Origin of the sequence: Rhodococcoides fascians A25f, from assembly GCF_000760935.2 — a bacterium.
In the GTDB taxonomy this organism is placed as follows: Bacteria; Actinomycetota; Actinomycetes; order Mycobacteriales; family Mycobacteriaceae; genus Rhodococcoides.
In genome coordinates this window covers 4,022,815-4,045,738 of record NZ_CP049744.1, presented here as the reverse complement: position 1 = coordinate 4,045,738, position 22,924 = coordinate 4,022,815, and the positions used below count along the sequence as shown (strand labels likewise).

25 protein-coding genes are annotated in these 22,924 nt (G+C 64.2%); 14 read left to right on the top strand and 11 right to left on the bottom strand.

The window, feature by feature from the left end:
* Window positions 1–10 precede the first annotated feature (10 nt).
* Window positions 11–448 carry an SRPBCC family protein gene (locus BH93_RS18835; protein ID WP_037176401.1) on the bottom strand — a complete coding sequence of 146 codons (438 nt, stop codon included), beginning with the start codon at window positions 446–448 and terminating at the stop codon, window positions 11–13.
* A 210-nt stretch (window positions 449–658) separates the two neighbouring features.
* Between BH93_RS18835 and thiD the strand changes: the two genes are divergently transcribed.
* Both thiD and BH93_RS18825 read left to right on the top strand, forming a co-directional pair.
* Window positions 659–1,450 (top strand): bifunctional hydroxymethylpyrimidine kinase/phosphomethylpyrimidine kinase, encoded by a 792-nt coding sequence (gene thiD / locus BH93_RS18830; protein ID WP_037176402.1) that lies wholly within the window; start codon window positions 659–661, stop codon window positions 1,448–1,450.
* Between the two features lie 103 nt (window positions 1,451–1,553).
* On the top strand, window positions 1,554–1,859 hold the full coding sequence (locus BH93_RS18825; protein ID WP_032377159.1) for a membrane protein: 306 nt from the start codon (window positions 1,554–1,556) through the stop codon (window positions 1,857–1,859).
* A gap of 64 nt (window positions 1,860–1,923) precedes the next feature.
* Here the strand turns inward: BH93_RS18825 and BH93_RS18820 are convergent, their stop codons facing one another.
* The 6 genes from BH93_RS18820 to BH93_RS18795 all read right to left on the bottom strand — a co-directional run bounded on the left by BH93_RS18820 (window position 1,924) and on the right by BH93_RS18795 (window position 5,390).
* Complete coding sequence (locus BH93_RS18820) at window positions 1,924–2,151, bottom strand: hypothetical protein (protein WP_037176403.1); 228 nt, start codon at window positions 2,149–2,151, stop codon at window positions 1,924–1,926.
* A gap of 27 nt (window positions 2,152–2,178) precedes the next feature.
* Window positions 2,179–2,436, bottom strand: a complete 258-nt coding sequence (locus BH93_RS18815; protein ID WP_037176405.1) for a lipopolysaccharide assembly protein LapA domain-containing protein — start codon at window positions 2,434–2,436, stop codon at window positions 2,179–2,181.
* A 91-nt stretch (window positions 2,437–2,527) separates the two neighbouring features.
* Window positions 2,528–2,698, bottom strand: coding sequence for a CsbD family protein (locus BH93_RS18810; RefSeq protein ID WP_027495724.1), 171 nt, complete (start codon window positions 2,696–2,698; stop codon window positions 2,528–2,530).
* 117 nt (window positions 2,699–2,815) lie between these two features.
* Complete coding sequence (locus BH93_RS18805) at window positions 2,816–3,622, bottom strand: transglutaminase-like domain-containing protein (protein ID WP_052058828.1); 807 nt, start codon at window positions 3,620–3,622, stop codon at window positions 2,816–2,818.
* A gap of 85 nt (window positions 3,623–3,707) precedes the next feature.
* The gene (locus BH93_RS18800; RefSeq protein WP_037176407.1) at window positions 3,708–4,727 is read right to left on the bottom strand and encodes an LLM class flavin-dependent oxidoreductase; all 1,020 of its coding nucleotides are present in this window, start codon (window positions 4,725–4,727) and stop codon (window positions 3,708–3,710) included.
* A gap of 81 nt (window positions 4,728–4,808) precedes the next feature.
* Entirely contained in the window at window positions 4,809–5,390 is a 582-nt protein-coding gene (locus tag BH93_RS18795) for a TetR/AcrR family transcriptional regulator (RefSeq protein ID WP_230592549.1), read from the bottom strand.
* Window positions 5,391–5,485: 95 nt separating this feature from the next.
* Between BH93_RS18795 and BH93_RS18790 the strand changes: the two genes are divergently transcribed.
* The 10 genes from BH93_RS18790 to katG all read left to right on the top strand — a co-directional run bounded on the left by BH93_RS18790 (window position 5,486) and on the right by katG (window position 16,733).
* Window positions 5,486–6,628, top strand: coding sequence for an acyl-CoA dehydrogenase family protein (locus tag BH93_RS18790; RefSeq protein ID WP_037176408.1), 1,143 nt, complete (start codon window positions 5,486–5,488; stop codon window positions 6,626–6,628).
* Window positions 6,629–6,670: 42 nt separating this feature from the next.
* On the top strand, window positions 6,671–8,281 hold the full coding sequence (locus tag BH93_RS18785; RefSeq protein ID WP_165712774.1) for an acyl-CoA carboxylase subunit beta: 1,611 nt from the start codon (window positions 6,671–6,673) through the stop codon (window positions 8,279–8,281).
* Window positions 8,278–8,505 (top strand): acyl-CoA carboxylase epsilon subunit, encoded by a 228-nt coding sequence (locus BH93_RS18780; protein WP_165712771.1) that lies wholly within the window; start codon window positions 8,278–8,280, stop codon window positions 8,503–8,505. The genes BH93_RS18785 and BH93_RS18780 overlap by 4 nt, the downstream gene beginning before the upstream one ends.
* 14 nt (window positions 8,506–8,519) lie before the next feature.
* Window positions 8,520–10,316 carry an acetyl/propionyl/methylcrotonyl-CoA carboxylase subunit alpha gene (locus BH93_RS18775; RefSeq protein WP_165712768.1) on the top strand — a complete coding sequence of 599 codons (1,797 nt, stop codon included), beginning with the start codon at window positions 8,520–8,522 and terminating at the stop codon, window positions 10,314–10,316.
* A gap of 10 nt (window positions 10,317–10,326) precedes the next feature.
* A complete protein-coding gene (locus tag BH93_RS18770) occupies window positions 10,327–10,791 on the top strand; it encodes a MarR family transcriptional regulator (RefSeq protein ID WP_052065649.1) in 465 nt (154 codons plus the stop codon).
* Between the two features lie 164 nt (window positions 10,792–10,955).
* Complete coding sequence (locus tag BH93_RS18765) at window positions 10,956–13,109, top strand: MMPL family transporter (RefSeq protein WP_037176421.1); 2,154 nt, start codon at window positions 10,956–10,958, stop codon at window positions 13,107–13,109.
* Between the two features lie 41 nt (window positions 13,110–13,150).
* Window positions 13,151–13,570, top strand: a complete 420-nt coding sequence (locus BH93_RS18760; RefSeq protein ID WP_037176422.1) for a DUF302 domain-containing protein — start codon at window positions 13,151–13,153, stop codon at window positions 13,568–13,570.
* 52 nt (window positions 13,571–13,622) lie between these two features.
* The gene (locus BH93_RS18755) at window positions 13,623–13,892 is read left to right on the top strand and encodes a metal-sensitive transcriptional regulator (protein WP_037177042.1); all 270 of its coding nucleotides are present in this window, start codon (window positions 13,623–13,625) and stop codon (window positions 13,890–13,892) included.
* 87 nt (window positions 13,893–13,979) lie between these two features.
* Window positions 13,980–14,459 carry a Fur family transcriptional regulator gene (locus tag BH93_RS18750; RefSeq protein WP_037176424.1) on the top strand — a complete coding sequence of 160 codons (480 nt, stop codon included), beginning with the start codon at window positions 13,980–13,982 and terminating at the stop codon, window positions 14,457–14,459.
* 42 nt (window positions 14,460–14,501) lie between these two features.
* A complete protein-coding gene (gene katG, locus BH93_RS18745) occupies window positions 14,502–16,733 on the top strand; it encodes a catalase/peroxidase HPI (protein ID WP_080739201.1) in 2,232 nt (743 codons plus the stop codon).
* Between the two features lie 73 nt (window positions 16,734–16,806).
* Here the strand turns inward: katG and BH93_RS18740 are convergent, their stop codons facing one another.
* The gene (locus BH93_RS18740; protein ID WP_032376547.1) at window positions 16,807–17,271 is read right to left on the bottom strand and encodes a (2Fe-2S)-binding protein; all 465 of its coding nucleotides are present in this window, start codon (window positions 17,269–17,271) and stop codon (window positions 16,807–16,809) included.
* 6 nt (window positions 17,272–17,277) lie between these two features.
* Window positions 17,278–19,467 carry a molybdopterin cofactor-binding domain-containing protein gene (locus BH93_RS18735; RefSeq protein ID WP_037177043.1) on the bottom strand — a complete coding sequence of 730 codons (2,190 nt, stop codon included), beginning with the start codon at window positions 19,465–19,467 and terminating at the stop codon, window positions 17,278–17,280.
* Window positions 19,468–19,684: 217 nt separating this feature from the next.
* Here BH93_RS18735 and BH93_RS28145 point away from each other — a divergent pair, with 217 nt between their 5' ends.
* Window positions 19,685–19,819: a hypothetical protein gene (locus tag BH93_RS28145; protein WP_255182535.1), complete on the top strand. Its 135-nt coding sequence runs from the start codon at window positions 19,685–19,687 to the stop codon at window positions 19,817–19,819.
* A 46-nt stretch (window positions 19,820–19,865) separates the two neighbouring features.
* Entirely contained in the window at window positions 19,866–21,071 is a 1,206-nt protein-coding gene (gene glsA / locus BH93_RS18730) for a glutaminase A (protein WP_037176428.1), read from the top strand.
* Window positions 21,072–21,087: 16 nt separating this feature from the next.
* On the opposite strand, the gene BH93_RS18725 is transcribed toward glsA, so the two are convergent.
* Together BH93_RS18725 and BH93_RS18720 are read right to left on the bottom strand one after the other, a co-directional pair.
* Window positions 21,088–22,317 (bottom strand): NAD(P)/FAD-dependent oxidoreductase, encoded by a 1,230-nt coding sequence (locus BH93_RS18725; RefSeq protein WP_037176431.1) that lies wholly within the window; start codon window positions 22,315–22,317, stop codon window positions 21,088–21,090.
* Window positions 22,314–22,733, bottom strand: a complete 420-nt coding sequence (locus tag BH93_RS18720) for an STAS domain-containing protein (RefSeq protein ID WP_037176433.1) — start codon at window positions 22,731–22,733, stop codon at window positions 22,314–22,316. The genes BH93_RS18725 and BH93_RS18720 overlap by 4 nt, the downstream gene beginning before the upstream one ends.
* Window positions 22,734–22,924 lie beyond the last annotated feature (191 nt).

Genomic DNA, 22,924 nt, shown 5'->3' with positions numbered 1-22,924 from the left:
GGAGTGTTGCTCACGGGGCGGTGGATCGCTCGGCCAGGAGTGCAAGTCTGCGCAACGCTTCGGCGTTGCGTGGATGCGCGAGAACATGTTGGATGCGGTCCGGCACCAGGTCGAACGGTGCGGTGATCGCATGTTCGATGATCTCGATGCGGCACCCGGTGGCTGTCGGGTGCACACGAACTGTGATCGACGCCTTTCCGAACGGCAGTGCACGCGCCTCCAGCCGGAGTTCACGACCGGCGTGCATTCCCACCGAGCGGGTGACATCACTGAGTACTGCGGGCCAGGCACCGACAGAATGATGGATCGAGCTTCCGGCGGCGGGCCAGTTGCCGTCGACGGCGCGAATTCGGGAAGCACCGACAACCCATGTCGCGTAGCTCCATCCGTTGGCGAGAACGTCCCACACGTCGTCGCAACTGGCTGTCGTGTTCCTGCTGGTGGGCACTGTTCGGCCTCCGGGACTCTGGTCGTTGGGCGTGATTGCACGATCAGCTATCGTGCTCCGCTACTCCTGGGCTCGAAGTCGATGTGCTGCGCGGTGTCGTCGGTCGCTCGGTGAGCCGAACCGAATTCGACGTATGCCCCGAAACTGCCGGACCCAATCGGATGTCGACCACCTGATTCACGGGCGATCCCGGATTGTCATACTGAGTGCATGTCGACAATCGCGTATGTCATTGCAGGTTCGGAAGCTACCGGCGGTGCCGGTCTGCAGGCAGACCTCAAGACATTCGAGCGGCTCGGGGTGTACGGCGTCGGAACGATCACCTGCATCGTGTCGTTCGATCCGAAGTCCGGCTGGGGGCACCGGTTCGTTCCCATCGACAGTTCCGTCATCGCCGATCAGATCGAAGTCGCCACTGCCGCACACGATCTCGATGTCGTCAAGATCGGCATGCTCGGTACCCCGGACACCGTCGACACGGTGGCCGGCTCGTTGCGTCGGCAGTCGTGGCGGCACGTTGTGGTCGATCCGGTGTTGATCTGCAAAGGCCAGGAACCCGGTGCCGCGCTCGACACCGACAATGCGCTCCGGCGCGAGATTCTTCCACTGGCCACCGTGATCACCCCGAACCTGTTCGAGGCGCAGACGCTGTCCGGGATGGACGAGATCACCACCGTCGACGAGCTCGGCGAGGCCGCCAAGAGAATCGCCGACCTCGGACCTCGCTACGTGGTGGTCAAGGGTGGTGCCGGGCTGCCCGGCGGCGAGGCCGTCGATGTCGTCTACGACGGGTCCGACCTCACCGTGCTCCGTGCTTCCAAAGTGGGCGAAGAACGTGTGTCGGGTGCGGGCTGCGTATTCGCCGCAGCCATCACCGCGGAGTTGGCCAAGGGCGCGGACGTACTGGACGCCGTTGCGACGGCCAAGGACTTCGCGCACGCCGGCATCGTCGGCCGGCTCGCGAGCCGTGCTCCGTTCGCTGCTGTGAGTTGGCACGACTGACCGTCCGATCCGACGTCAGGTTTACCGCCGAGGTTCAGCGGGCAGCCGACGTGGACGGTTCGTCTCGAGTGGGACGAACGGTCCGTATCCGGAGAGGATCCACATGGCAGACGAGAACACGAGCGAATCCGACGCCGGGGCAACCGACGACGATCGGACGACCCGCGGCCACGCGGGTGAGGCGATCGTCGACACCCGCAACTGGCCGGGCTACATCTGCATCGGAGTCGCGTTGGTGAGCCTCGGCCTCACTCTCACTGCGGCAGGGTACGGATTCACCGGGTGGGTGTGGATCGGGGCAATTGCCGCGCCGGTTCTGCTCGTGGCCGGTATTGCCCTGGTTCTGCTGGAGCGCAAGCGGGTCAAGGCTCGGGAAGGCAAGTCGCTGACCGACCCGGCCGGACATTGATCGACCCGACCTCGATCGTCGCCTTCACGGCCGGTAGAACCGGTCGACGTACTCGCCGGCGGGCCTAGCGCAGGGCGTGCTGGGTCTTGCGTTCCTTCTTGCCCTGCGACTTATCGGCTCGTTTCTGCGCGAATCTGCCGGCCGACTTCAGTCCCTTCGACACGAAGTTGTCTTTCCCCGTCCGCTTTTCGAGGCTTTGCCCGGCGAAGGCCAACGTGCGAGCGAGGATGGGAAGCCCGATCGCGACGATGAGGTAGCGGTACAGGTACTTGCGTGCCAGCAAGGGAAGCATCGGAAGGATCCTTTCGTGTGGGAGTCGTCAGCGGACTGCGCGTCGAACCTTCAGTGCGGCGGTAGCGGTCAGCGTGATGACGGCACCGACAACGGCTGCGCCGAGCAGCGAGACTCCTTGGCCGAGATCGAAGTTCCAGCCCAGGAAGTCGATCGTGGTGTGGACGGTGTTCTGCAGTACGAAGATCACCAGTGCGGCGACCAGCACGAGCGTGATCAGCAGGGCGAGCTTCGAGGCGAATCCGCCGCGGCGCTTGGTGGTCGTGGTGTCGGTCGATGTGGTCATGAGGGGTTTTCCGTTCTCGGTGTGAAAAGTGGGATGAAGTGCAAGTGCCGCCGATCATCGAGATCGGCGGCACTCGATGAGCTTGGGGTGGTTACTTGAAGGTGTCCTTGATGTTCTCGCCGACCTTCTTCACGCCTGCCGAACCCTGATCCTTCTTGCCCTCGGCCTCGAGGTCCTTGTTGTTCGTGGCGTCGCCCACAACTTCCTTCGCCTTGCCGATGGCGTCTTCTGCTGCGTTCTTGGCCTTGTCGATGAAGCTCATGGTGTTCGCCTTTCAGGTGGCTGTGAATGTTGGTAACGGATAGATAGTCGGTTTTCACGCGCGAAAACAAACGCCGCTGTGATGTAGCTCATATCGCGGTGGCGTTCGTTCGAACGATCAGGTGAGGGAGACCAGCTCGGTGATGTCGTCCTGGGGGAGCTCACCGTCGACCACGGCGGTGACCACGGAACTGTTCAACGTGATGGCACCCTTGTGGTTGTCCAGGAATGCGGTGTCGGCAGCATCGCGACCGACGGAGATTCGCACCAGCGTGGAGCGGGGGGCGAGGCAAGTGGCATCGACAACACGCCATTGGCCGCCCACGAACGCCTCGGCGACAGCATGGAAGTCCATCGGATCGCAGCCGGGCGCGTACACCGCCACCAGGCGGGCCGGAACGTTGACCGCACGCAGCATGGCGACCACGAGGTGCGAGTAGTCCCGGCAGACGCCCTGTCCCGCGAGCAACGTGTCGACAGCACCGTCGATCGGATCACTGCTTCCCGGAACGTAACTCAGCCGAGCGCCGACCCACGCGGAAATCTTCGCCAGCAGTTCCTCGGAGTCCGCGTAGTCGCCGAATTCGGTGGCGGCGAAACCGTAGAACTTGTCGGCCTCGGCGTACCGACTCGGTCGCAGATAGAGCGACATGTCGTAATCGGTGACCGGTGCCGGGGTGGTGTTACCCAGAATCGTGGCGTCGTACGAGACCTGAAGGTTGCCGACATCGGCGGGCATGACGTGAATCCGGTTGCCGTGCGGCCCGCTCACTTCCTTCGCCTCGATGGGTTTGCCGTCGAGGACGAAGGACAGCGATTCGGTGACCGTCGTGCCCGGGTGCGGAGCAATCGCGATCTGGAATTCGAGTGTGGTGGCTGCGGTGATGTCTACATCGAGGCGCGCGGATACGTCGCGTTTGAGCACTGGAACTCCTGGCAGGTGGTGGTGGGTGAACCTGCTGCCAGTACCCGTATCCACCGAAACCAATCGCGCCTCGTCAGTCCAGTGATCAGCGCCACCCCAGTGCGGGGGCCACGTCGCTGAGCAGTGTCTCCACCACGTGGGCGCAGTAGTCGACGCCCAACTGATTCGGGACGGTGAGCAGGAGGGTATCCGCGGCGGCGATCGCCTCGTCTGCGGCGAGTTCTTCGATCAGTCGATCGGGCTCACCCGCGTAGGTCTTGCCGAACCGGGCCTTGCCGCCGTCGAGGTAGCCGACTTGGTCGTCGCCGCTTCCCTCCCGTCCGAAGTAGGCGCGATCCAGGTCGCTCACGATCGGAAAGATGCTGCGACTCACGGACGTTCGAGGAGCGAAGTCGTGGCCGGCGTCGCTCCACGTCTTGTGAAAACGTTCGATCTGCTCGGCTTGCAACTGATGGAAGGGCACTCCGGTGTCTTCGCTCAGCAGGGTCGAGCTCATCAAGTTCATGCCCTGGCGTGCTGTCCACTCGGCCGTCTCGCGGGTGCCTGCACCCCACCAGATGCGTTGGCGCAGGCCCGGTGCGTGAGGTTCCAGGCGCAGCAGGCCGGGCGGGTTGGGGAACATCGGCCGCGGGTTCGGCTGAGCGAAGCCCTTGCCTTCCAGGAGATCGAGGTAGATGCGGGTGTGCTCACGAGCCATGTCTGCATGATCGGAGCCCTCCGCGGGGGAGTATCCGAAGTACCGGTAACCCTCGATGACCTGTTCGGGCGATCCTCGGCTCACACCGAGTTGCAACCGCCCGCCCGAGATGAGGTCGGCGGAGCCGGAATCCTCGGCCATGTAGAAAGGGTTCTCGTAGCGCATGTCGATGACGCCGGTACCGATTTCGATGGTGCTCGTTCTGGCCCCCACGGCGGCGAGCAGCGGAAACGGAGAGGCAAGCTGGTTGGCGAAGTGGTGCACGCGGTAGTAAGCGCCGTCGGCCCCGAGTTCTTCGGCCGCCACCGCGAGGTCGATCGACTGCAGCAGCACATCCGACGCCGATCGCGTCTGTGACTGCGGGGACGGGGACCAATGACCGAAGGACAGGAATCCGATCTTCTTCATCACGTGCTCTTTCGTTGAAGGATCAACCATATTCACTGTACTTCAGCACGTGTCGGGGTGGATTCATTCCCGACTCCGCTGCTACGCGCCGATTCCAGCGGTCAGCAATTTCGCCAGTTCGAGATACGCATCTCCGTCACTCAGGCCGGTCAATCGGAACACTTCTCGCGTCTGAATTCGGACCATGACCGAGGACGCGACGTCGCCGACGAAAGCCGCGTGCACGTCACGTACCTCGCCACTGGCGACTCCTTCGCTGATCAGCTCCTGGACGCGTCGTGCGGCGATTGCGGTATTGCGCTCGTACACCGAACGCGCCGACTCGAGCGATGCCAGATCGGTCATGAACTGTTCGGATGCCGATTCCAGAGCTGCGCCGACGGCGGTGAGGTAGGTGGTGATGCGATTGCGGGTGCCGTCCACCTCGGCGACCGCATTTTCGACCTGGGTGGTCATGGACTTGAAGTAGTGCACTGTAGCTGCGCCGACCAGCTGATCCTTGCTGGACGCCAGGGTGTAGAGGGTGGACTTGGAGCAGCGAAGCCGTGCCGCGATGGTGTCGAGTGTCAGGTGTGCGAATCCCTCGGCCAAGAACAGACTCACGAGTTGGTCGAAGAGCTCGGAACGGCGCGCCGTGGCGTGCGAGGTCACGGGTGCGTTCACACCAAGGATGGTACTGCATCGACTTGTGCAGTACTGTGCATCAGTACTGCGGATCACCCTGCAGTACTGATGCTGAAAAGTCCCGGAGGTTGTCCGTGCCCGTCGATCGCCTGTTGCCCACCGCTGAAGCACGTGACCTCATAGCGCTCACCCGAGATGTGGCGGACAAGGTACTCGACCCGATCGTCGACGAACACGAACGCCACGAGACCTACCCGGACGGGGTGTTCGCGACACTGGGCGAGGCGGGCCTGCTGAGCCTGCCGTACGCCGAAGAGTGGGGCGGTGGCGGCCAGCCGTACGAGGTCTACCTGCAGGTTCTCGAAGAGTTGGCATCACGTTGGGCCGCAGTTGCAGTGGCGGTGAGTGTGCACGGTCTGGCCTGCTATCCCATGATGGCGTTCGGTACCGATCAGCAGAAGGAAGACAAGCTCCCAGGCATGCTCGGCGGCGGACAGATCGGTGCGTACTCGCTGTCCGAAGCCCAGGCCGGTTCCGACGCAGCGGCGCTGAGTTGCAAGGCCACCGCAACCGACGGTGGTTACACGGTGAACGGATCGAAGGCCTGGATCACGCACGGCGGTGTGGCCGATTTCTACAACCTCTTCGCCCGCACCGGAGAAGGCTCGAAGGGGGTCTCGTGCTTCCTCGTTCCGAACGGAACCGAGGGCCTGAGCTTCGGCAAGCCCGAGGAAAAAATGGGGTTGCATGCGATCCCGACGACCTCCGCGCACTACGACGACGTGCACGTACCCACCGAATGGCGGATCGGAGCGGAGGGCCAAGGGCTGCAGATCGCGTTCAGTGCGCTGGACGCCGGAAGGCTCGGAATTGCCGCTGTCGCAGTAGGAATCGCCCAGGCAGCACTCGACGATGCAGTGAAGTACGCCCAGGAACGCACTGCGTTCGGCAAGAAGATCATCGACCATCAGGGTCTGGGCTTCGTACTGGCGGACATGGCGGCTGCGGTCGATTCCGCCCGCGCCACCTACCTCGATGCGGCTCGCCGCCGGGACGCAGGACTTCCGTACTCCCGCAATGCTTCCGTGGCAAAACTGATCGCCACTGACGCAGCCATGAAGGTGACCACCGATGCAGTTCAGGTGTTCGGCGGTTACGGCTACACCAGGGACTTCCGCGTCGAGCGATACATGCGCGACGCCAAGATCACCCAGATCTTCGAGGGCACCAACCAGATTCAACGTCTGGTCATCGCGCGATCGCTCGCAACCAACTGACGATCCGTACCCGGCTTTTCACACAACGTAGGGGACATCTGCATGACGACAACCGAACCCGATATCCATACCACTGCGGGTAAATTGGCCGATCTTCGTAAACGTCTCGCGGGTGCGGAGCATCCCTCGGGTGAGGCGGCGGTGGAGCGGGTCCACGCGAAGGGCAAGTTGACCGCACGCGAGCGGATCACGGCGTTGCTCGACGAGGGCTCGTTCGTCGAGCTCGATGCGTTGGCGCGGCACCGGTCCCAGAATTTCGGGTTGGGTGACAACCGGCCCCTCGGTGACGGTGTCGTCACCGGCTACGGCACCGTCGACGGCCGTGATGTGTGTGTGTTCTCCCAGGACGCGACCGTTTTCGGCGGCTCGTTGGGGGAAATCTACGGCGAGAAGATCGTCAAGGTCATGGACCTGGCGGTCAAGACCGGACGGCCGTTGGTGGGGATCAACGAAGGTGCCGGTGCCCGCATCCAGGAAGGGGTCGTCTCTCTCGGGTTGTACGGGGAGATCTTTCACCGCAACGTCCGCGCGTCGGGGGTGATCCCGCAGATCTCGTTGATCATGGGTGCCGCCGCCGGTGGGCACGTCTACTCCCCGGCGTTGACCGATTTCGTGGTCATGGTCGACGGCACCAGTCAGATGTTCGTCACCGGCCCCGATGTCATCAAAACCGTCACCGGTGAGAACGTGACGATGGAAGAGCTCGGTGGCGCGAAGACACACATGGAGAAGTCCGGGGTCGCGCATTACGTCGCCTCCGGTGAGCACGACGCATTGGATTACGTGCGGGATCTGCTGTCGTATCTCCCGTCGAACAATCGCGCCGATGCCCCGCGGACGGTGCCGTCGGATCCGATCACCGGGGCGATCGAGGACTCGCTGACGGCGGAGGATCTCGAGCTCGACACTCTGATCCCGGATTCACCGAACACCCCCTACGACATGCACGAGGTGATCACCCGGATCCTCGACGACGACGAGTTCCTCGAAGTGCAGGAGGGGCGGGCCCGCAACATCATCGTCGGGTTCGGGCGGATCGACGGCCGCAGTGTGGGGATCGTGGCCAATCAGCCGACGCAGTTCGCGGGAACCCTCGATATCGATGCCTCGGAGAAGGCGGCGCGGTTCGTGCGCACGTGTGATTGTTTCAACGTTCCGATCATCACGTTGGTCGATGTGCCGGGGTTCTTGCCCGGGACGGGTCAGGAGTACAACGGCATCATTCGGCGGGGCGCGAAATTGTTGTATGCCTATGGGGAGGCGACGGTCGGGAAGATCACCGTCATCACCCGCAAGGCGTACGGCGGGGCGTACGACGTGATGGGGTCCAAGCACATGGGTGCCGACGTCAATTTGGCGTGGCCGACGGCGCAGATCGCGGTGATGGGGGCCTCGGGTGCGGTCGGGTTCGTGTATCGCAAGCAGTTGTTGGAGGCGGCGAAGAACGGTGAGGACGTCGACGCGTTGCGGCTGACGTTGCAGCAGGAATACGAGGACACTCTGGTCAACCCGTACGTCGCTGCCGAACGCGGGTACCTCGATGCCGTCATCCCGCCGAGTCATACCCGCGGTCAGATCGTGACCGCACTGCGTCTGCTCGAACGCAAACAAGTCACCCTCCCACCGAAGAAGCACGGAAACATCCCACTATGAACGGCGAAGCGAATCTTGTTGCGGCGTCGGGTAGTTGGTCGTTCAGTGGACGCCCGACCGACACCGACATCGCCGCTGTTGTTGCTGTGTTGTCCGCGGCGCAGCCGTCCGTGGTCCAAGAACCTTCGCCGGTGCTGGATCTGTGGGGTCGCCCGGAAGACATGCACCGTTATGGACTCGCCAGTGCCCCAGCTCTTTTCGTCAATGCCCGATACGGCCAGTGAAGGAACTCGACAATATGACCACGTCCAATTCTCATCGGAAGATCACCAAGGTTCTTGTTGCCAATCGTGGTGAGATCGCGGTGCGGGTGATCCGGGCGGCTGCTGATGCCGGGTTGGCCAGTGTCGCTGTCTACGCCGAACCCGACGCCGATGCCCCCTTCGTCCGCCTCGCCGACGAAGCATTCGCCCTCGGTGGGCAGTCCTCGGCCGAATCCTATTTGGTGATCGACAAAATTTTGGATGCCGCCGCCAAGTCCGGCGCCGACGCCATCCACCCCGGCTACGGATTCCTCTCCGAGAACGCCGACTTCGCGGGGGCCGTGATCGACGCCGGCCTGATCTGGATCGGACCCTCCCCACAGTCCATCCGCGACCTCGGCGACAAGGTCACCGCCCGCCACATCGCCGCCCGCGCCAAAGCACCGTCGGTCCCGGGCACGTCCGAGCCGGTGAAAGACGCCGACGAAATTTTGGCGTTCGTCGACGAACACGGCCTGCCGATCGCGATCAAAGCCGCGTTCGGTGGCGGCGGCCGCGGCATGAAAGTCGCCCGCACCCGCGAGGAAATCCCCGAACTGTTCGACTCCGCCACCCGCGAAGCCGTCGCCGCATTCGGGCGCGGGGAATGCTTCGTCGAACGCTACCTCGACAAACCACGCCACGTCGAAGCGCAGGTCATCGCCGACCAGCACGGCAACGTCATCGTCGCCGGCACCCGCGACTGCTCCCTGCAACGCCGCTTCCAGAAACTCGTCGAAGAAGCCCCCGCCCCGTTCCTCACCGACGCCCAACGCAAAGAAATCCACTCCAGCGCCAAAGCCATCTGCCTCGAAGCCGGCTACTACGGCGCCGGAACCGTCGAATACCTCGTCGGCCAAGACGGACTCGTCTCGTTCCTGGAAGTCAACACCCGCCTGCAGGTCGAGCATCCCGTCACCGAGGAAACCTCCGGCATCGACCTGGTGCTGCAACAGTTCCGCATCGCCAACGGTGAAGAACTGACCATCACCGACGATCCCGAACCGCGGGGGCATTCGTTCGAGTTCCGGATCAACGGCGAAGACGCCGGCCGCGGGTTCCTGCCCGCCCCCGGACCGGTCACCACGTTCACCGCCCCCTCCGGCCCCGGTGTCCGCGTCGACTCCGGTGTCGAATCCGGCTCGGTGATCGGTGGCCAGTTCGATTCGATGCTCGCCAAACTCATCGTCACCGGAGCCACCCGCGAGGAAGCATTGGCCCGTTCGCGTCGGGCACTGGCCGAATTCACCGTCGAAGGCCTGGCGACAGTGATCCCGTTCCACGCCGCGGTGGTCTCCGACCCGGCGTTCATCGGCGACGGCGACTCCTTCTCGGTGCACACCCGCTGGATCGAAACCGAATGGGACAACCAGGTTCCCCCGTTCACCGCCGGGCAACCGATCGACGACGACGAGGTCCTGCCGCGGCAGTCCGTCGTCGTCGAGGTCGGTGGCCGCCGCGTCGAGGTCTCACTGCCCGGGGAACTGTCCCTCGGCAGCAACGGAGGTGGGCCTGCCGGAGCGGTGCGGCGTAAACCCAAGCCGCGTACCCGAGGCGGAGCCGGCGCGGGAGCAGCGTCCGGTGATGCGGTGACCGCACCGATGCAGGGCACCGTGGTCAAGGTCGCCGTCACCGAAGGCCAAACCGTCGACGCCGGGGACCTCATCGCCGTCCTGGAAGCGATGAAAATGGAAAACCCCGTCACCGCCCACAAAGGCGGCACCATCACCGGCCTGAGCGTCACCGCAGGCGACGCCATCACCCAAGGCACCGTCCTCACAGAAATCAAGTAGGGAGTATCCGATGACTGCCCTCGCCGAATCGTTCGACGGTGATACCTCTCCGGTGCATTCGACCGAGCTCGAAATCGTGTCGACGGTGCTGCGCATGGCGTCGGCCGCGCGGGTTCGTCTGGCGGAGGCACTGGACACACAGGGGCTGAGCTGGGCGAGGTACGAGGTGCTGGAACTTGTGTGCAGGCGAGGGCCGACGTCGTACAGCACATTGTCACGAGAGTTGGTGCGGCACAGAACAAGTATCACCGCGACCACCGCGAGCCTGGTGGACGCGGGGCTGCTGGTCCGAAGCGTCAATCCGCGGAATCGGCAGCAGTACTTGGTCGAGGCCACCGACTCGGGTCACCGTGCGGTGACGCGCGCCGAGCGTGCGCTCGAGCGCGCCCGGTCGCGGATGGCGGTCGATGCGGACTCTGCCCAGACGCTGGAGGTTCTGCGGGGGATAGAGAAGCAGTGGAACGGTCGGCTCTGATCGGCGGCTGACTGCAACGGCGCGCCTGCTGTGATTCGAGTACCCCTGGGGTGATACCCCCAGGGGTACTTGCATACCCCCTTGGGTATATGCGAAGGTGGGCACGTTCGGTCGCTCGGGGTTCCCTCTGCCCCGATCGATACCCCCACCCGTATAGGAGAACCATGTCGCTGCGCGATGCCGAAACTCTTCGTTCACCTGATGACCTGCCCGCGAGTGGGCCAGGCCTACTCGGCCGTGCGGGTGCTTCGATGGTGGCTCATCGCCGTTGGGTATTCGGCGTGTGGCTCATCGCGTTGATCGGCCTCGGTTCGTTTGCGCCCTCGGTCTTCACTTCCCTGGCGGGAGCGGGGTGGCAGGCGAACGGATCCGAATCCGTTCAGGTTCGAGAATTGGCCCAGCAGCATTTCGGCGGTAATTCCTCTGCGGCGGTGCAGGTGGTCGTCCACTCCGACGCGGCGTCCATCACCGATCCCGCCGTTCAGGCAGTGATCACCGACGTATCCGCCGTGTTCGCCGGTGACGCCAGGTTCGGGGATGTCGTTGCGCCGCAACCGGGTATGACGATCAGTCCGGACGGCCGAACCGGCATCGTCATCGCCGGGGCGAACGGCACGACCGACGAGATGGTGAAGGCCGTCGATGATGTGAAGGAGCGGTTGACCGGGCTCTCGGGCGACGGAATCGAGGTGTATCCCACCGGCTCGTCGGCACTGTGGTCGGACTTCAACAAGGCGAACCACGACGCGATGATCCAAGCCGAATTGTTCTCCTGGCCGGTCACATTGGCGATCATGGTGCTCGCGTTCGGCTCACTCGTCGCCGCAGGCTTGCCGTTGCTGCTCACCGTCGCCGGACTCGTTGCGTCCGCGGGTGGTCTCGTTCTGCTCAACGGCGTCACGCCCATCTCGGTGTGGGCCATGAATTTCGCGATGATGTTCGCCCTCGCGCTGGGGATCGACTACGCCCTCTTCATCGTCGCTCGATTCCGCGACGCGCTGCGTCACGCCGACCCCAGGGCTGCTGTGGCCGAAACAATGGACACCGCAGGCAAAGCCGTCGTACTGTCCGGTCTGACGGTGTTGGTGAGTCTGTCCGCTGTGCTGCTCGTCCCCGCGCCCGCGGTGCGCACCATGGCTGTCGGGATCATGCTGGCCGTCGCCTTCGTGTTGCTGGCGACGATGACACTGCTGCCTGCGGCATTGGGGGCGCTCGGACCCAAGGTCAACGCCGCATCGTTGCCGTACGCCAAGCGTCAGGAGCATCGATCCCCGAAGTTCGCAGCATGGGGTGAGTTGTTGCACAAGCACCCGTGGCCGTTCGCCGTTGTCTCCGTGGGAATTCTGATCGCCCTGGCACTCCCGGTGCTCGGTTTGAAGGTCGCGATGCCGTCCATCGCCGTGGTGCCGGAGGATGCACCGGTGCGGCAGGGCTACGAGCTGGTGCAGGCCCAGTTCGGCCCGGGTGCACCGGGTTCGCTGCAGATCGTCGTGCCCGAGGCGGATGCTGTCGGCACCGCTGAGGCGGCAGCTCGAGTCGAGGGGATCTCGATGGTGACTCCGCCGCAGGGTGCGACCGATGGATCGGGATATGCACTGCTGCAGGCAATTCCGTCGGTCGATCCGTCCGACGAGGCGATGGGCTCGATTCTCGACGATCTGCGCGCCGCTCTGCCCGACTCCGCGCTCGTCGGAGGAGCGCCCGCGGAGAACCTCGACCTGCAGCAGGCATTGAACGATTACCTGCCGATCGTCGTCGGGATCATCCTGGTCCTCGGTTTCGTGCTGCTTCTGGTGGCACTGCAGGCCCCGCTGATCGCACTGCTCGGCACGCTGGTGAGCCTGCTGTCCACTGCCGCAGCCTTCGGCGTCGCCAAGTTGATCTTCCAGGACGGCCACGGCGCGTCACTGCTCGGTTTCACCCCGCAAGGATTCCTGGACGGCTGGGGTCCGGTGTTCTTCTTCGCGATGATCTTCGCCATCGCCATGGACTACACCGTTTTTCTGCTGGCCACCGCCAAGGAGCACTACGAGCGCACCGGTGATTCCAAGGTGGCCCAGGTCGACGGCTTGGCTCACTCGGGACGAGTCATCTTTGCCGCCGCAGCGGTGATGGTGGCAGTGTTCTTCACATTCGCACTGTCGGATCCGCTGCCCCCGAAGGAGATGGGCATCATCCTCGGCGTTGCGGTACTGCTCGACGCGTTCCTGGTTCGACTCGTGCTGCTTCCGGTCCTGCTACGGCTGACCGGACACGGCGCGTGGTGGTCGCCGGCATGGCTGCGTGCCGCGTTGCCGTCCATCCGCTTTTCTCACTGAATCAACAACTCCCACCGAACAACAGCTTTCGAGGAGACACCATGAACATCGCACTGTCCACCACGCTGACCGACACCGATTTCGACACCGCGATCGACAGCACGAAAAAGGCGCTGTCGGAACAGGGTTTCGGAGTTCTCACCGAGATCGATATGCAGGCGACTCTCAAAGCGAAGCTCGGCGAGGACATGGAGCGCTACATGATTCTCGGTGCGTGCAACCCCGGGCTGGCGCACCGTGCGGTCGGTGTCATGAAGCAGATCGGGTTGCTGCTGCCGTGCAACGTGATCGTGCGTGACGACACGGCGGCACCGGGATCGGTGATCGTCGAGGCGATGAACCCGGCCATCATGGTCGAGGTCACCGGCGAGCCGGAATTGGCCTCGGTCGCCGCGGAAGCGACGACCAGGCTGAAGGCGGCCATCGCTGCTCTGGGCGGGCGTGGATCCAACCCTGCCTGATGCCCCCGGGGGTACCATCGAGTTCGACACCACCACCATCGAGGGGATCGACATGATCGGCGACGAAGACAGCATCGCACTGGTACTCAACCGACTCAAGCGCGCACACGGTCAGCTTGCCGGCGTCATCGGGATGATCGAGAACGGTCGCGATTGCAAGGACGTCGTCACCCAGCTCGCTGCTGTCTCGCGTGCACTGGACAAAGCTGGATTCAAGATCGTGGCGACAGGTCTGCGTGAGTGCATGACGGGTGAGAGTGCGGACGGTAAGGAGCCGATGTCCGAGGCTGAACTCGAAAAGCTGTTTCTGGCGTTGGCCTGACGAGGGTCCGGCGGTGTGCGGTCCACGCCGGCAGGTTCGGCCGAATACTTGACTTGGTCCAGAAAGCCGGAGGATACTGGCAGCGTGATGCCGATCTCGCCGCATGCGGAGCAGTTGCGCACTGCCGATATGCGCGTGACCCGTCCCCGGGTCGCGGTACTCGAGGTCGTCGAAACCAACCCGCACGCAGACACCGACACCATTCTCGGGCTCGTGCGATCCATGCTGCCCGAGGTGTCGCGGCAGACGGTCTACGACGTCCTCAATGCATTGACGGTTGCGCGCCTGGTTCGGCGGATCGAGCCGGCGGGTTCGCCCGCGCGGTACGAATCGCGCGTCGGCGACAATCACCATCACGCCGTATGCCGCTCGTGCGGCGTCATCGCCGATGTGGATTGCGCAGTAGGCGAGACGCCGTGTCTCACGGCATCGGACTCCGTCGGTTTCACCATCGACGAGGCAGAGGTCATCTACTGGGGCCTCTGCGCACAGTGTTCGGCAGCTCGAGAGCAGCCGTCGGTTCCCGCTCAGTTCCCTCCCCGGTCTCGAACACAGCAGAGTTCGTGACCACCGATCACAGCCCGATCGTCATACCTTGGAAGGAAGCACGTGTCCGAAGATCACGTAACACGCGAAAAAGAGATGAACGAGGATCAGCCGCAGGAAGGTGGCGGCGGCAAGTGTCCGGTCATGCACGACTCGATGCCGAGGCCCGTCGAAGGCGGAAGCAATCGTGAGTGGTGGCCGAAGTCGCTGAATCTGAAGATCCTCAAGAAGAACCCGGCAGTCGGCGACCCCATGGGGCCCGACTACGACTACGCAGCCGAGTTCAACTCTCTCGATCTCGCCGAGGTCAAGCGTGACATCGAGGCCCTGATGACGAACTCGCAGCCCTGGTGGCCTGCCGACTTCGGTCATTACGGCCCCTTCTTCATTCGCATGGCATGGCATGCAGCGGGCACGTACCGCAAGCAGGACGGACGCGGCGGTGCCGGAGCCGGCATGCAGCGCTTCGCGCCGCTGAACAGCTGGCCCGACAACGCAAGCCTGGACAAGGCCCGGCGCCTCATCTGGCCGGTCAAGCAGAAGTACGGCCGCAAGCTGTCCTGGGCCGACCTGATCGTGCTCACCGGCAACGTTGCCATCGAGTCCATGGGTCTGCCGACCTACGGCTTCGCCGGCGGACGCGTCGACGCCTGGGAGCCGGACGAGGACGTCTACTGGGGCCCCGAGCAGACCTGGTTGGGCGACGAGCGCTACGACGGTGATCGCACGAGCCTCGAAAACCCGCTTGCCGCAGTGCAGATGGGCCTGATCTACGTGAACCCGGAAGGCCCCAACGGCAACCCGGATCCGGTGCAGTCCGCACTGGACATTCGCGAGACCTTCGGCCGGATGGCCATGAACGACATCGAGACCGCGGCACTCGCCGTCGGCGGACACACGTTCGGTAAGACACACGGCGCAGCGGACCCCGACGAGCACATCGGTGCCGAGCCCGAGGGTGCCCCCCTCGAGCAGATGGGCCTCGGCTGGAAGAACAGCTACCAGAGTGGTGTCGGCGCAGACGCGATCACCAGTGGCCTCGAGGTCATCTGGACCCCTACGCCCACCCAGTGGGACAACTCGTTCCTCGAGACCCTGTACGGGTTCGAGTGGGAGCTCTACAAGAGCCCGGCCGGTGCACACCAGTGGCGCCCGAAGAACGGCGAGGGCGCGGATCTCGTTCCCGACCCCGCCGATCCCTCCAAGCGTCGCCACCCGTCGATGCTCACCTCCGACATCGCGATGCGCGTCGACCCGATCTACGAGCAGATCACCCGGCGGTGGCTCGACCATCCCGAGGAGCTCGCAGAGGAATTCCAGAAGGCATGGTTCAAGCTCACCCACCGCGACATGGGACCGGTCTCGCGTTACCTCGGCCCCGAGGTCCCCGCGGAGCCCCTGCTCTGGCAGGACCCGATCCCGGCCGTCGACCACGAGCTGATCGGTGACGCACAGATCGCCGAACTGAAGCAGGCCATCCTCGGATCCGAACTGACTCAGGAGCAGCTGATCTCGGCTGCATGGGCGGCGGCGTCGTCGTTCCGCGTCAGTGACAAGCGCGGCGGTGCCAACGGTGGCCGTCTGCGTCTGCAGCCGCAGGCCGGCTGGGAGGTCAACGAGCCCGACGAGCTCGCACAGGTCATCCGCGTCCTCGAAGGAATTCAGCAGTCGTTCTCCGGAACGGTGTCCTTCGCAGACCTCGTGGTACTCGGTGGCGTCGCAGCCGTCGAGCAGGCCGCCAAGAACGCAGGCGTCGACATCACGGTCCCCTTCACTCCGGGCCGCATGGATGCCACGCAGGAGAAGACGGACGTCGACTCGTTCTCCGATCTGGAGCCCAAGGTCGACGGTTTCCGTAACTTCCTGGGCAAGGGCCAGAAGCTGCCGGCCGAGTTCAACCTGGTCGATCGCGCAAACCTCCTGTCGCTCAGTGCACCCGAGATGACCGTGCTCGTCGGTGGTCTGCGCGTGCTCGGCGCGAACTACAAGCAGTCGACACACGGCGTCCTGACCGACAAGGTCGGCACGCTCACCAACGACTTCTTCGTCAACCTCCTCGACATGGGTACCGAATGGGTTCCCACCGCCGAGGACGGCATCTACGAGGCCAAGGATGCCGCCACCGGTGAGAAGAAGTGGACCGGAACTCGCAACGATCTGGTGTTCGGCTCGAACTCCGAATTGCGCGCTCTCGCAGAGGTGTACGCCTGCGACGACGCCAAGGACAAGTTCGTTCGGGACTTCGTCGCGGCCTGGGACAAGGTCATGATGCTCGATCGCTTCGAACTGGGCTGAATCGGGTAGTTCACACAGCACCCCGCGAACCTGTGGTTCGCGGGGTGTTGTGCTGTGGCAGAAACCTTTTCGATCAGCGCTGCGACATCGCTTTCGCGGCCGCCTTGATGGCCCGTCGAATTCGGGGATAGGTACCGCACCGGCAGACGTTCTCGATGGTGTCGATGTCCTCGTCCGTCGGGTCGGGGATGCGCTTCAGCAGTGCGACGGCAGCCATGATCTGACCGGGTTGGCAGTAACCGCACTGGGAGACGTCCTCGTCGATCCATGCCTGCTGCACGGGATGGAGAACGTCGCCGTCCGCGAGCCCCTCGATGGTCGTGACCTCTTTGTCGACGGCATCGGAGACCGGTGTGACACAGGGGAGTACCTCCTCCCCGTCGAGGTGGCTCGTGCAGGCATGGCACACGCCGATGCCACACCCGTACTTGGGGCCGCGGACACCGAGTTCGTCCCGCAGGGCCCAGAGCAACGGCATGTCGTCGGGTAGGTCGACCGACACCGCGACCCCGTTGACGACGAACTTCTGTTCAGCCATGGGTCCTCATTTCGGGAACGGGTCGAAGTCGACGTCGAACAGGATCGGGAAGCGGGTGGGGGTGGTATCGGTGGCGCGTGCGTACGCGTTGGCCACTGCGGCGGCCGCAGCGGGAACTCCCAATTCTCCTGCCCCACCGGGGTTCTCGGTGGTGGGCGGCATGATCACCACTGACACATCCGGTGGTGAATCGCGTTGGCGGGCGTAGTGGAACTGCGAGTAACTACCCTCGAGCGGCAGCCCCTGCTCGTAGTGCAGTGCGGCCCTGAGGGTGGTCGAGATGCCGTCCATCAGGCAGCCGATCATCTGGGCCTCGAGACTGCGAGGGTTGACCACGCGGCCTACGTCCACGACGATGACGGCTTTTCTCACGCGGGGCGCTCGCGGGTCCTGCGCATCGATCTCTACGAGATATCCTGCACTGGAACCGAACTCGGCATGGAACCCGATACCCTGCGCCCGGCCGGGGCCGAGATCTGCACCCCAGTTGCCCTCTGCGGCGAGCGTATCGAGCACATCACGGTGGCGGTCGCTCGCGACGGCCCCGATGCGTAGCTCCAGCGGATCGGTATCGAGGGCGTCGGCGATGCGATCAACCATGATCTCGGCCGCTGTACGTACCGTTCCGGAGAACACCGATCGCCAACTGCCGGTAGGCATCTCCACCGGTACCTCGACGAGGGTCCTGATGCTGCTGTCGGTGAACGAGTACGGGTCGAGGGTGCTGTGGAACAGCGTCTGGGAAATCAGCGGGGACGGTGCCAATGCGTCGGTGGCGAGGTCACCGAAACCGCCGTCGAAATCGGTGCACACTGCGGCCACGCGCTGCTCCCAGGAGATCACCGTGCCGCGGGCGAGGACCGCGTCGAACTTGGTGTGTACCGCGGGCCGGGCTCGGCCGTGCCGCATGTCGTCCACCCGCGACCACATCAGGCGCACCGGTTTGCCCATTGCTCGGGAGATGACGGCGGCCTCGAGTGGGCCGTCCAAGTAGAGCCTACGGCCGAACGAGCCGCCGCCGTTCATCACGTGGGTGGTGACCCTGTTCAACGGAATGCCCAGTGTCAGAGCAATTTTCTGCCCGGCGTAGTTGGGTAGCTGCATCGATGCCCATACATCCGCGCGATCGGATCGCACGTCGGCGACTGCCGAATTGGTTTCCATCGCGGCATGCGAGACGGGAGCGAAGTCGAAATCGACGTTCAGTTTCGTTTCGCCCGGCAGCTCGGGCCTACCCACTCCGCCGAAACCCGTGAACGCCGGGGTGCTCCGCCGAAGCCTGTCCTGGATGGAATCGGTGGATTCGTCGTCGATGGTTCCGGCGTTCCACGTGACCACCGCGGCGTCTTTCGCCGCGAGCGCGTATCCGAAGGTGCGCGCCATGATGGCGACCCCGGTGGACACGACGGCAACATCGATGACCCCTGGCATCGCTCGCAAGGCCGCCTCGTCCACCGAGGCAACGGTTCCGTTGATCGTCGGTGGGCGTCGGACGACGACAGGCATGGCGTCGGGCACGTCGAGATCGAGCGTGTAGGTGAGCCGACCGGTGACGATCGCGCGAGCATCCTGGCGCGTGGTCGGAGTGCCGACGACCGTCAGATCTTCCTCCGACTTCGGGTCCACCGCCTCGAAGCGCAGTTCCGGGGCCGCGGCAGCGACTGCCAGCTCGCCGAAGTGCGCCGCCCGTCCGTCCGGTGCCATGACGACACCGTCGACGATCCTCAGCGTGCCGACGTCGGCACCCCACCGATCGGCGGCAGCGCGCAGCAGCCGCGCTCGTGCCGTTGCAGCGATGGATCGAACGGGCTCCCAGAGAGACTGGATGGAGTTGGAGCCGCCCGTGTAGTGGTTTCCGATCAGTTCCTGCCGGCCACGTGAGAGTGACACGACGGTCTTGTCGAGAGAGATGTCCAGCTCTTCCGCTATCAGCATCGCCACCGAGGTGGTCAGTCCCTGTCCGATCTCGGCACGGGGCAACGCGCAGTGCACGGATCCGTCCCCGCGCACCTCGAGGATCACCAGATTCGAGTCGGCGGGAATCGCGGTGAGGACCTGATCGGGCTCACCGTCGGTGCCGGCCGGTTCCGCAGACGCGGTGGTGCGTGTGACGAGCATCAACGTGGAGCCGGCCACTACAGCAGTGAAGAAGGAACGACGCGATACGGTGCGCCGTCCGGGTGTCGCGTGCGTCACATCGTCCTTTCGGTCGGGCCCGACTTTACAGTCGCCGATCCGACAAACGGCGCACGTCGAGGTTCGGCCGTTCGCGAGCCCGAGAATTCCCTCGGCCATTTGTCACTCGTCACGACGGCGCTACCTCGGTCGCCGTTATCGCTTCGTTATATTTTGTTGCCCTATCGTGATATTGCCCCCAGATCCGCTGACATGTCCGAACGGCAGCATCTGTGACATGGAATCAGACAACGCGGCGGTCGGACCCGCACAGGACACACGTGACAACACTGCGACGAGTGGCCAGGGCTTCGGATCCTTCCTGGAAATGTTTCAGAGCGCGTCGACGACGAACTCCGAGCGCGAGCGCTGAATCGCGCAATGCGGAAGTGACCTCTGCGCCGAGTTAGCGTGACGGTATGCAGTCACCGATCAACCGCTACCTCGAATCCGTCCTCGACGATTGCCGACACCTCGACGGCGGGGCAATCGCGGAGGGTAACGCCGAACTCGAGCGAGCAGACCCCGAGACCTTCGCGGTGGCCCTTGCGACCGTCGGTGGATCGGTCTATGCCGCAGGTGATTGCGATACCGAATTCTCCATCCAGTCCATCTCCAAGGCCCTCGCGTATGCGTTGGCCGTCGAGGACAACGGACTCGAACGAATGCTGGAGGCCACCGATGTCGAACCGTCCGGCGATTCGTTCAACGAGATCTCGCTCGAACGCGCCACGGGTCGACCGCGCAATCCGCTGATCAATGCAGGAGCACTCGCTGTGCACTCGATGATTCGGGGCAGCTCGGCGCAGGAGCGTGCCGATCGCATCAGGGACTTGCACAGCCGTTGCGCCGGAAGGCAATTGAGCACCAACACGTCGGTCTACGAAGCCGAGATCGAATCGGACGACCGCAACACCGCGATCGCCTACCTTCTGAAATCCGTCGGAATTCTCGCAGCCGATCCGGCCGAGGTGGTCGACGGCTACGCCCGTCAATGTTCGGTGGACGTCAACTGCGTGGACCTGGCCACCATTGCGTCGGTGATGGCCAACGGGGGAGTCGATCCCAGCACCGGGGAACGGTTGATCGACGGTGCGGTCAATCGGCACGTGCTGTCGGTGATGTCCACCTGCGGGATGTACGACGGATCGGGGAGTTGGGTTGCGGCAGTGGGTATTCCGGCCAAGAGTGGGGTGGCCGGTGCGATCGTCGGTGTGCTGCCCGGGCAGGTCGGGTTGGCTGTGCTGTCGCCCAAGTTGAACGAACACGGAAACAGCGTGCGGGGAGTCGCCGTGTTCGAGCGCCTCTCACGGGATCTCGAATTGCACATGATGCATGTGGCACCGAGTGGTACGTCGGCCATTCGTGAGGTGACGGGTGAGGACGCCACGATCGTGCACCTGCAAGGTGACCTACGTTTCGCCGGAGCCGAGTCGGTACTGGCCACCTTGGCCGAGGGCATCGACGCCCATCACCGAATCACCCTCGATCTGAACCATGTTCGCGCGATGGACGACGTGGCGCGTCGGCTTCTCGAGGACGCAGCCGCCGGTCTGCGCGAAGACGGCCACGACGTCGACATCGATGATCCGCACGGACTGATGGCAGTACTCGAACTCGACTGATCGATGGGCGGTGCCGTCAGAGCCGTCCGCGGAGAATCATGTTCCAGTAGCTCAGTGGCAGGCCGTAGCGGTCGAACAGCCAGGCCGATCGTCGCGCTTTCAGCGGATCCAGAAACGACGGTAGCGATGGCGTGAGTGCCCCGGTTCGGTCGAATTCGGCCGCAACGAGACGGTGGGCGTCGATCGTCACCGGTGCCACGGTGTATCCGTCGTACGAGGACATTTCTCGTCCGGCTCTGGCGGCGAGCAGGTTGTCGATCAGAACGGTTATCTGCTTTCTCAGCCCACCACCGGACGAATCGGTGTCGATTCCGGCACCGTCACCGGCGGCCCAGATCTCGCTGTGTTCGCGGTGTCGCAGTGTGCGGGGGTCGATGTCGACGAGACCGTGCTGTCCGTCTCCGGTCAGTTTCGACGACTCGACCCATGGCTGTCCGCGAAACGGGGGCACCAGGTGCAGCATCCGGTAGTCGATGATCTGCTGTGCGCCATGGTGATCGGTGACGGTGATCTGCCGAGTTGCAGGGGAAAGGGCGGTCACTGCTGTGCGGTGCAATATCCGGACGCCGAGATCGCGGAGATGATCGAGCAACACCGAATCGAGCCGAGGCACATCGAGTAGACCCTCGCGGTCGATCACCAGGGTGATGTCGATGTCGGCGAGCTGCCCGGTCGCCCGCCAGTGGGCGGCGGCCAGGAACAGTGGTTTGAGCGTGGTGCCGGTGCAGCCCACGGGTGGCCGCGGCACCGTGAACACTGCCGTGCCGCGCTCGGAGGAGCCGCCGATCTCGGGTGACGGGAAGTGGGAGATCAGCTGCCAGGTCTTCTCCGCTCGACCCAGATAATTGCTCGTCACCGCGTCCGAGTCGGCGGCCGCGGTGATTCCGGGCAGAGCCTCGTGGTCGGGTACCAGGCCGGTCCCGATGATCAGGTCTCGATAGCCGTATCGCCGACCCGACGCGGTCGTGACCACCTTCTCGTAGGGGTCGACGAATGCTACCGTGTCCTGGATCCAGGTGCTGCCCTTCGGCATCACCGAGCGTTGGGTTCGCTCGGCATCGCGGAGTCGGGCTTGGCCGCCCCCGACATACGACAGCAACGGCTGATAGGTGTGCACGGACTGGGGTTCGATGACCGCCACATCGCTGATACCGAGACGAAGTGCGCGTGCGGCCGCACTGACGCCTGCGTTGCCGCCGCCGAGAACGAGAACGTCGTGGCGGCCGTCGACGCCGGTCGAGGTCAAGCCGAAATCTCTCTGTATGCGAGTGCAGCGTCGAGAGTGGTGTGAAATGCGGTGCGGCCGCCTGCGTTTGCGGCCAGCGCTCGGGTCGACTCGATCGAACCGACCACAGCCAGTCGAGTGCCCCACCTGCTCAGGTGCATCGACGTGGCATCGAGAATTGCCGCCGTGCCTGCCGGCACCGCGTCGACCGCGGTCAGATCGAGCACCAACCGAGAACCTTCGACCGATGCATCACCGAGTGTCTCGGCCAGCACGCCGAGATCCTGACGACCGAATTCTCCGGCGACGCGAACGACGGTGGCACCGCCGAGTTCGGTGACGGTGATGCCGGCTCCAGCAGTCGGTGCCGGAAACACCTGCCGAAGCGACGGTACGACGACGGCGGGAACAGGGTCGATGGACGGTAGAACCGACAAGAGAATCTCCTCGATGAACGACGGCGGTCAGTGCTGCCGAAGCGGACGGTGTGGGCCCGAGACGGGCGAACGGCGGCGTTTGCTTCACCGCGTGTTGTCGGTGGACTACCCGATTCGCGCGGTTTCAAGCGGCTTGTTTGCGGCCGGTGCGATCGGGCATACAGTAGCCACCTCGAGTGGAGTCCACGCTC

Bases quoted from the DNA above. Each gene is read 5' to 3' on its own strand.
- BH93_RS18815 (WP_037176405.1), bottom strand. From the start codon at position 2,436: ATGACCACATCGACCGACACCACGACCACCAAGCGCCGCGGCGGATTC.
- thiD (WP_037176402.1), top strand. From the start codon at position 659: ATGTCGACAATCGCGTATGTCATTGCAGGTTCGGAAGCTACCGGCGGT.
- glsA (WP_037176428.1), top strand. From the start codon at position 19,866: ATGCAGTCACCGATCAACCGCTACCTCGAATCCGTCCTCGACGATTGC.
- BH93_RS18820 (WP_037176403.1), bottom strand. From the start codon at position 2,151: ATGCTTCCCTTGCTGGCACGCAAGTACCTGTACCGCTACCTCATCGTC.
- BH93_RS28145 (WP_255182535.1), top strand. From the start codon at position 19,685: ATGGAATCAGACAACGCGGCGGTCGGACCCGCACAGGACACACGTGAC.
- BH93_RS18765 (WP_037176421.1), top strand. From the start codon at position 10,956: ATGTCGCTGCGCGATGCCGAAACTCTTCGTTCACCTGATGACCTGCCC.
- BH93_RS18755 (WP_037177042.1), top strand. From the start codon at position 13,623: ATGATCGGCGACGAAGACAGCATCGCACTGGTACTCAACCGACTCAAG.
- BH93_RS18800 (WP_037176407.1), bottom strand. From the start codon at position 4,727: ATGAAGAAGATCGGATTCCTGTCCTTCGGTCATTGGTCCCCGTCCCCG.
- BH93_RS18775 (WP_165712768.1), top strand. From the start codon at position 8,520: ATGACCACGTCCAATTCTCATCGGAAGATCACCAAGGTTCTTGTTGCC.
- BH93_RS18785 (WP_165712774.1), top strand. From the start codon at position 6,671: ATGACGACAACCGAACCCGATATCCATACCACTGCGGGTAAATTGGCC.
- BH93_RS18780 (WP_165712771.1), top strand. From the start codon at position 8,278: ATGAACGGCGAAGCGAATCTTGTTGCGGCGTCGGGTAGTTGGTCGTTC.
- BH93_RS18770 (WP_052065649.1), top strand. From the start codon at position 10,327: ATGACTGCCCTCGCCGAATCGTTCGACGGTGATACCTCTCCGGTGCAT.
- BH93_RS18740 (WP_032376547.1), bottom strand. From the start codon at position 17,271: ATGGCTGAACAGAAGTTCGTCGTCAACGGGGTCGCGGTGTCGGTCGAC.
- BH93_RS18760 (WP_037176422.1), top strand. From the start codon at position 13,151: ATGAACATCGCACTGTCCACCACGCTGACCGACACCGATTTCGACACC.
- BH93_RS18825 (WP_032377159.1), top strand. From the start codon at position 1,554: ATGGCAGACGAGAACACGAGCGAATCCGACGCCGGGGCAACCGACGAC.
- BH93_RS18750 (WP_037176424.1), top strand. From the start codon at position 13,980: ATGCCGATCTCGCCGCATGCGGAGCAGTTGCGCACTGCCGATATGCGC.
- BH93_RS18810 (WP_027495724.1), bottom strand. From the start codon at position 2,698: ATGAGCTTCATCGACAAGGCCAAGAACGCAGCAGAAGACGCCATCGGC.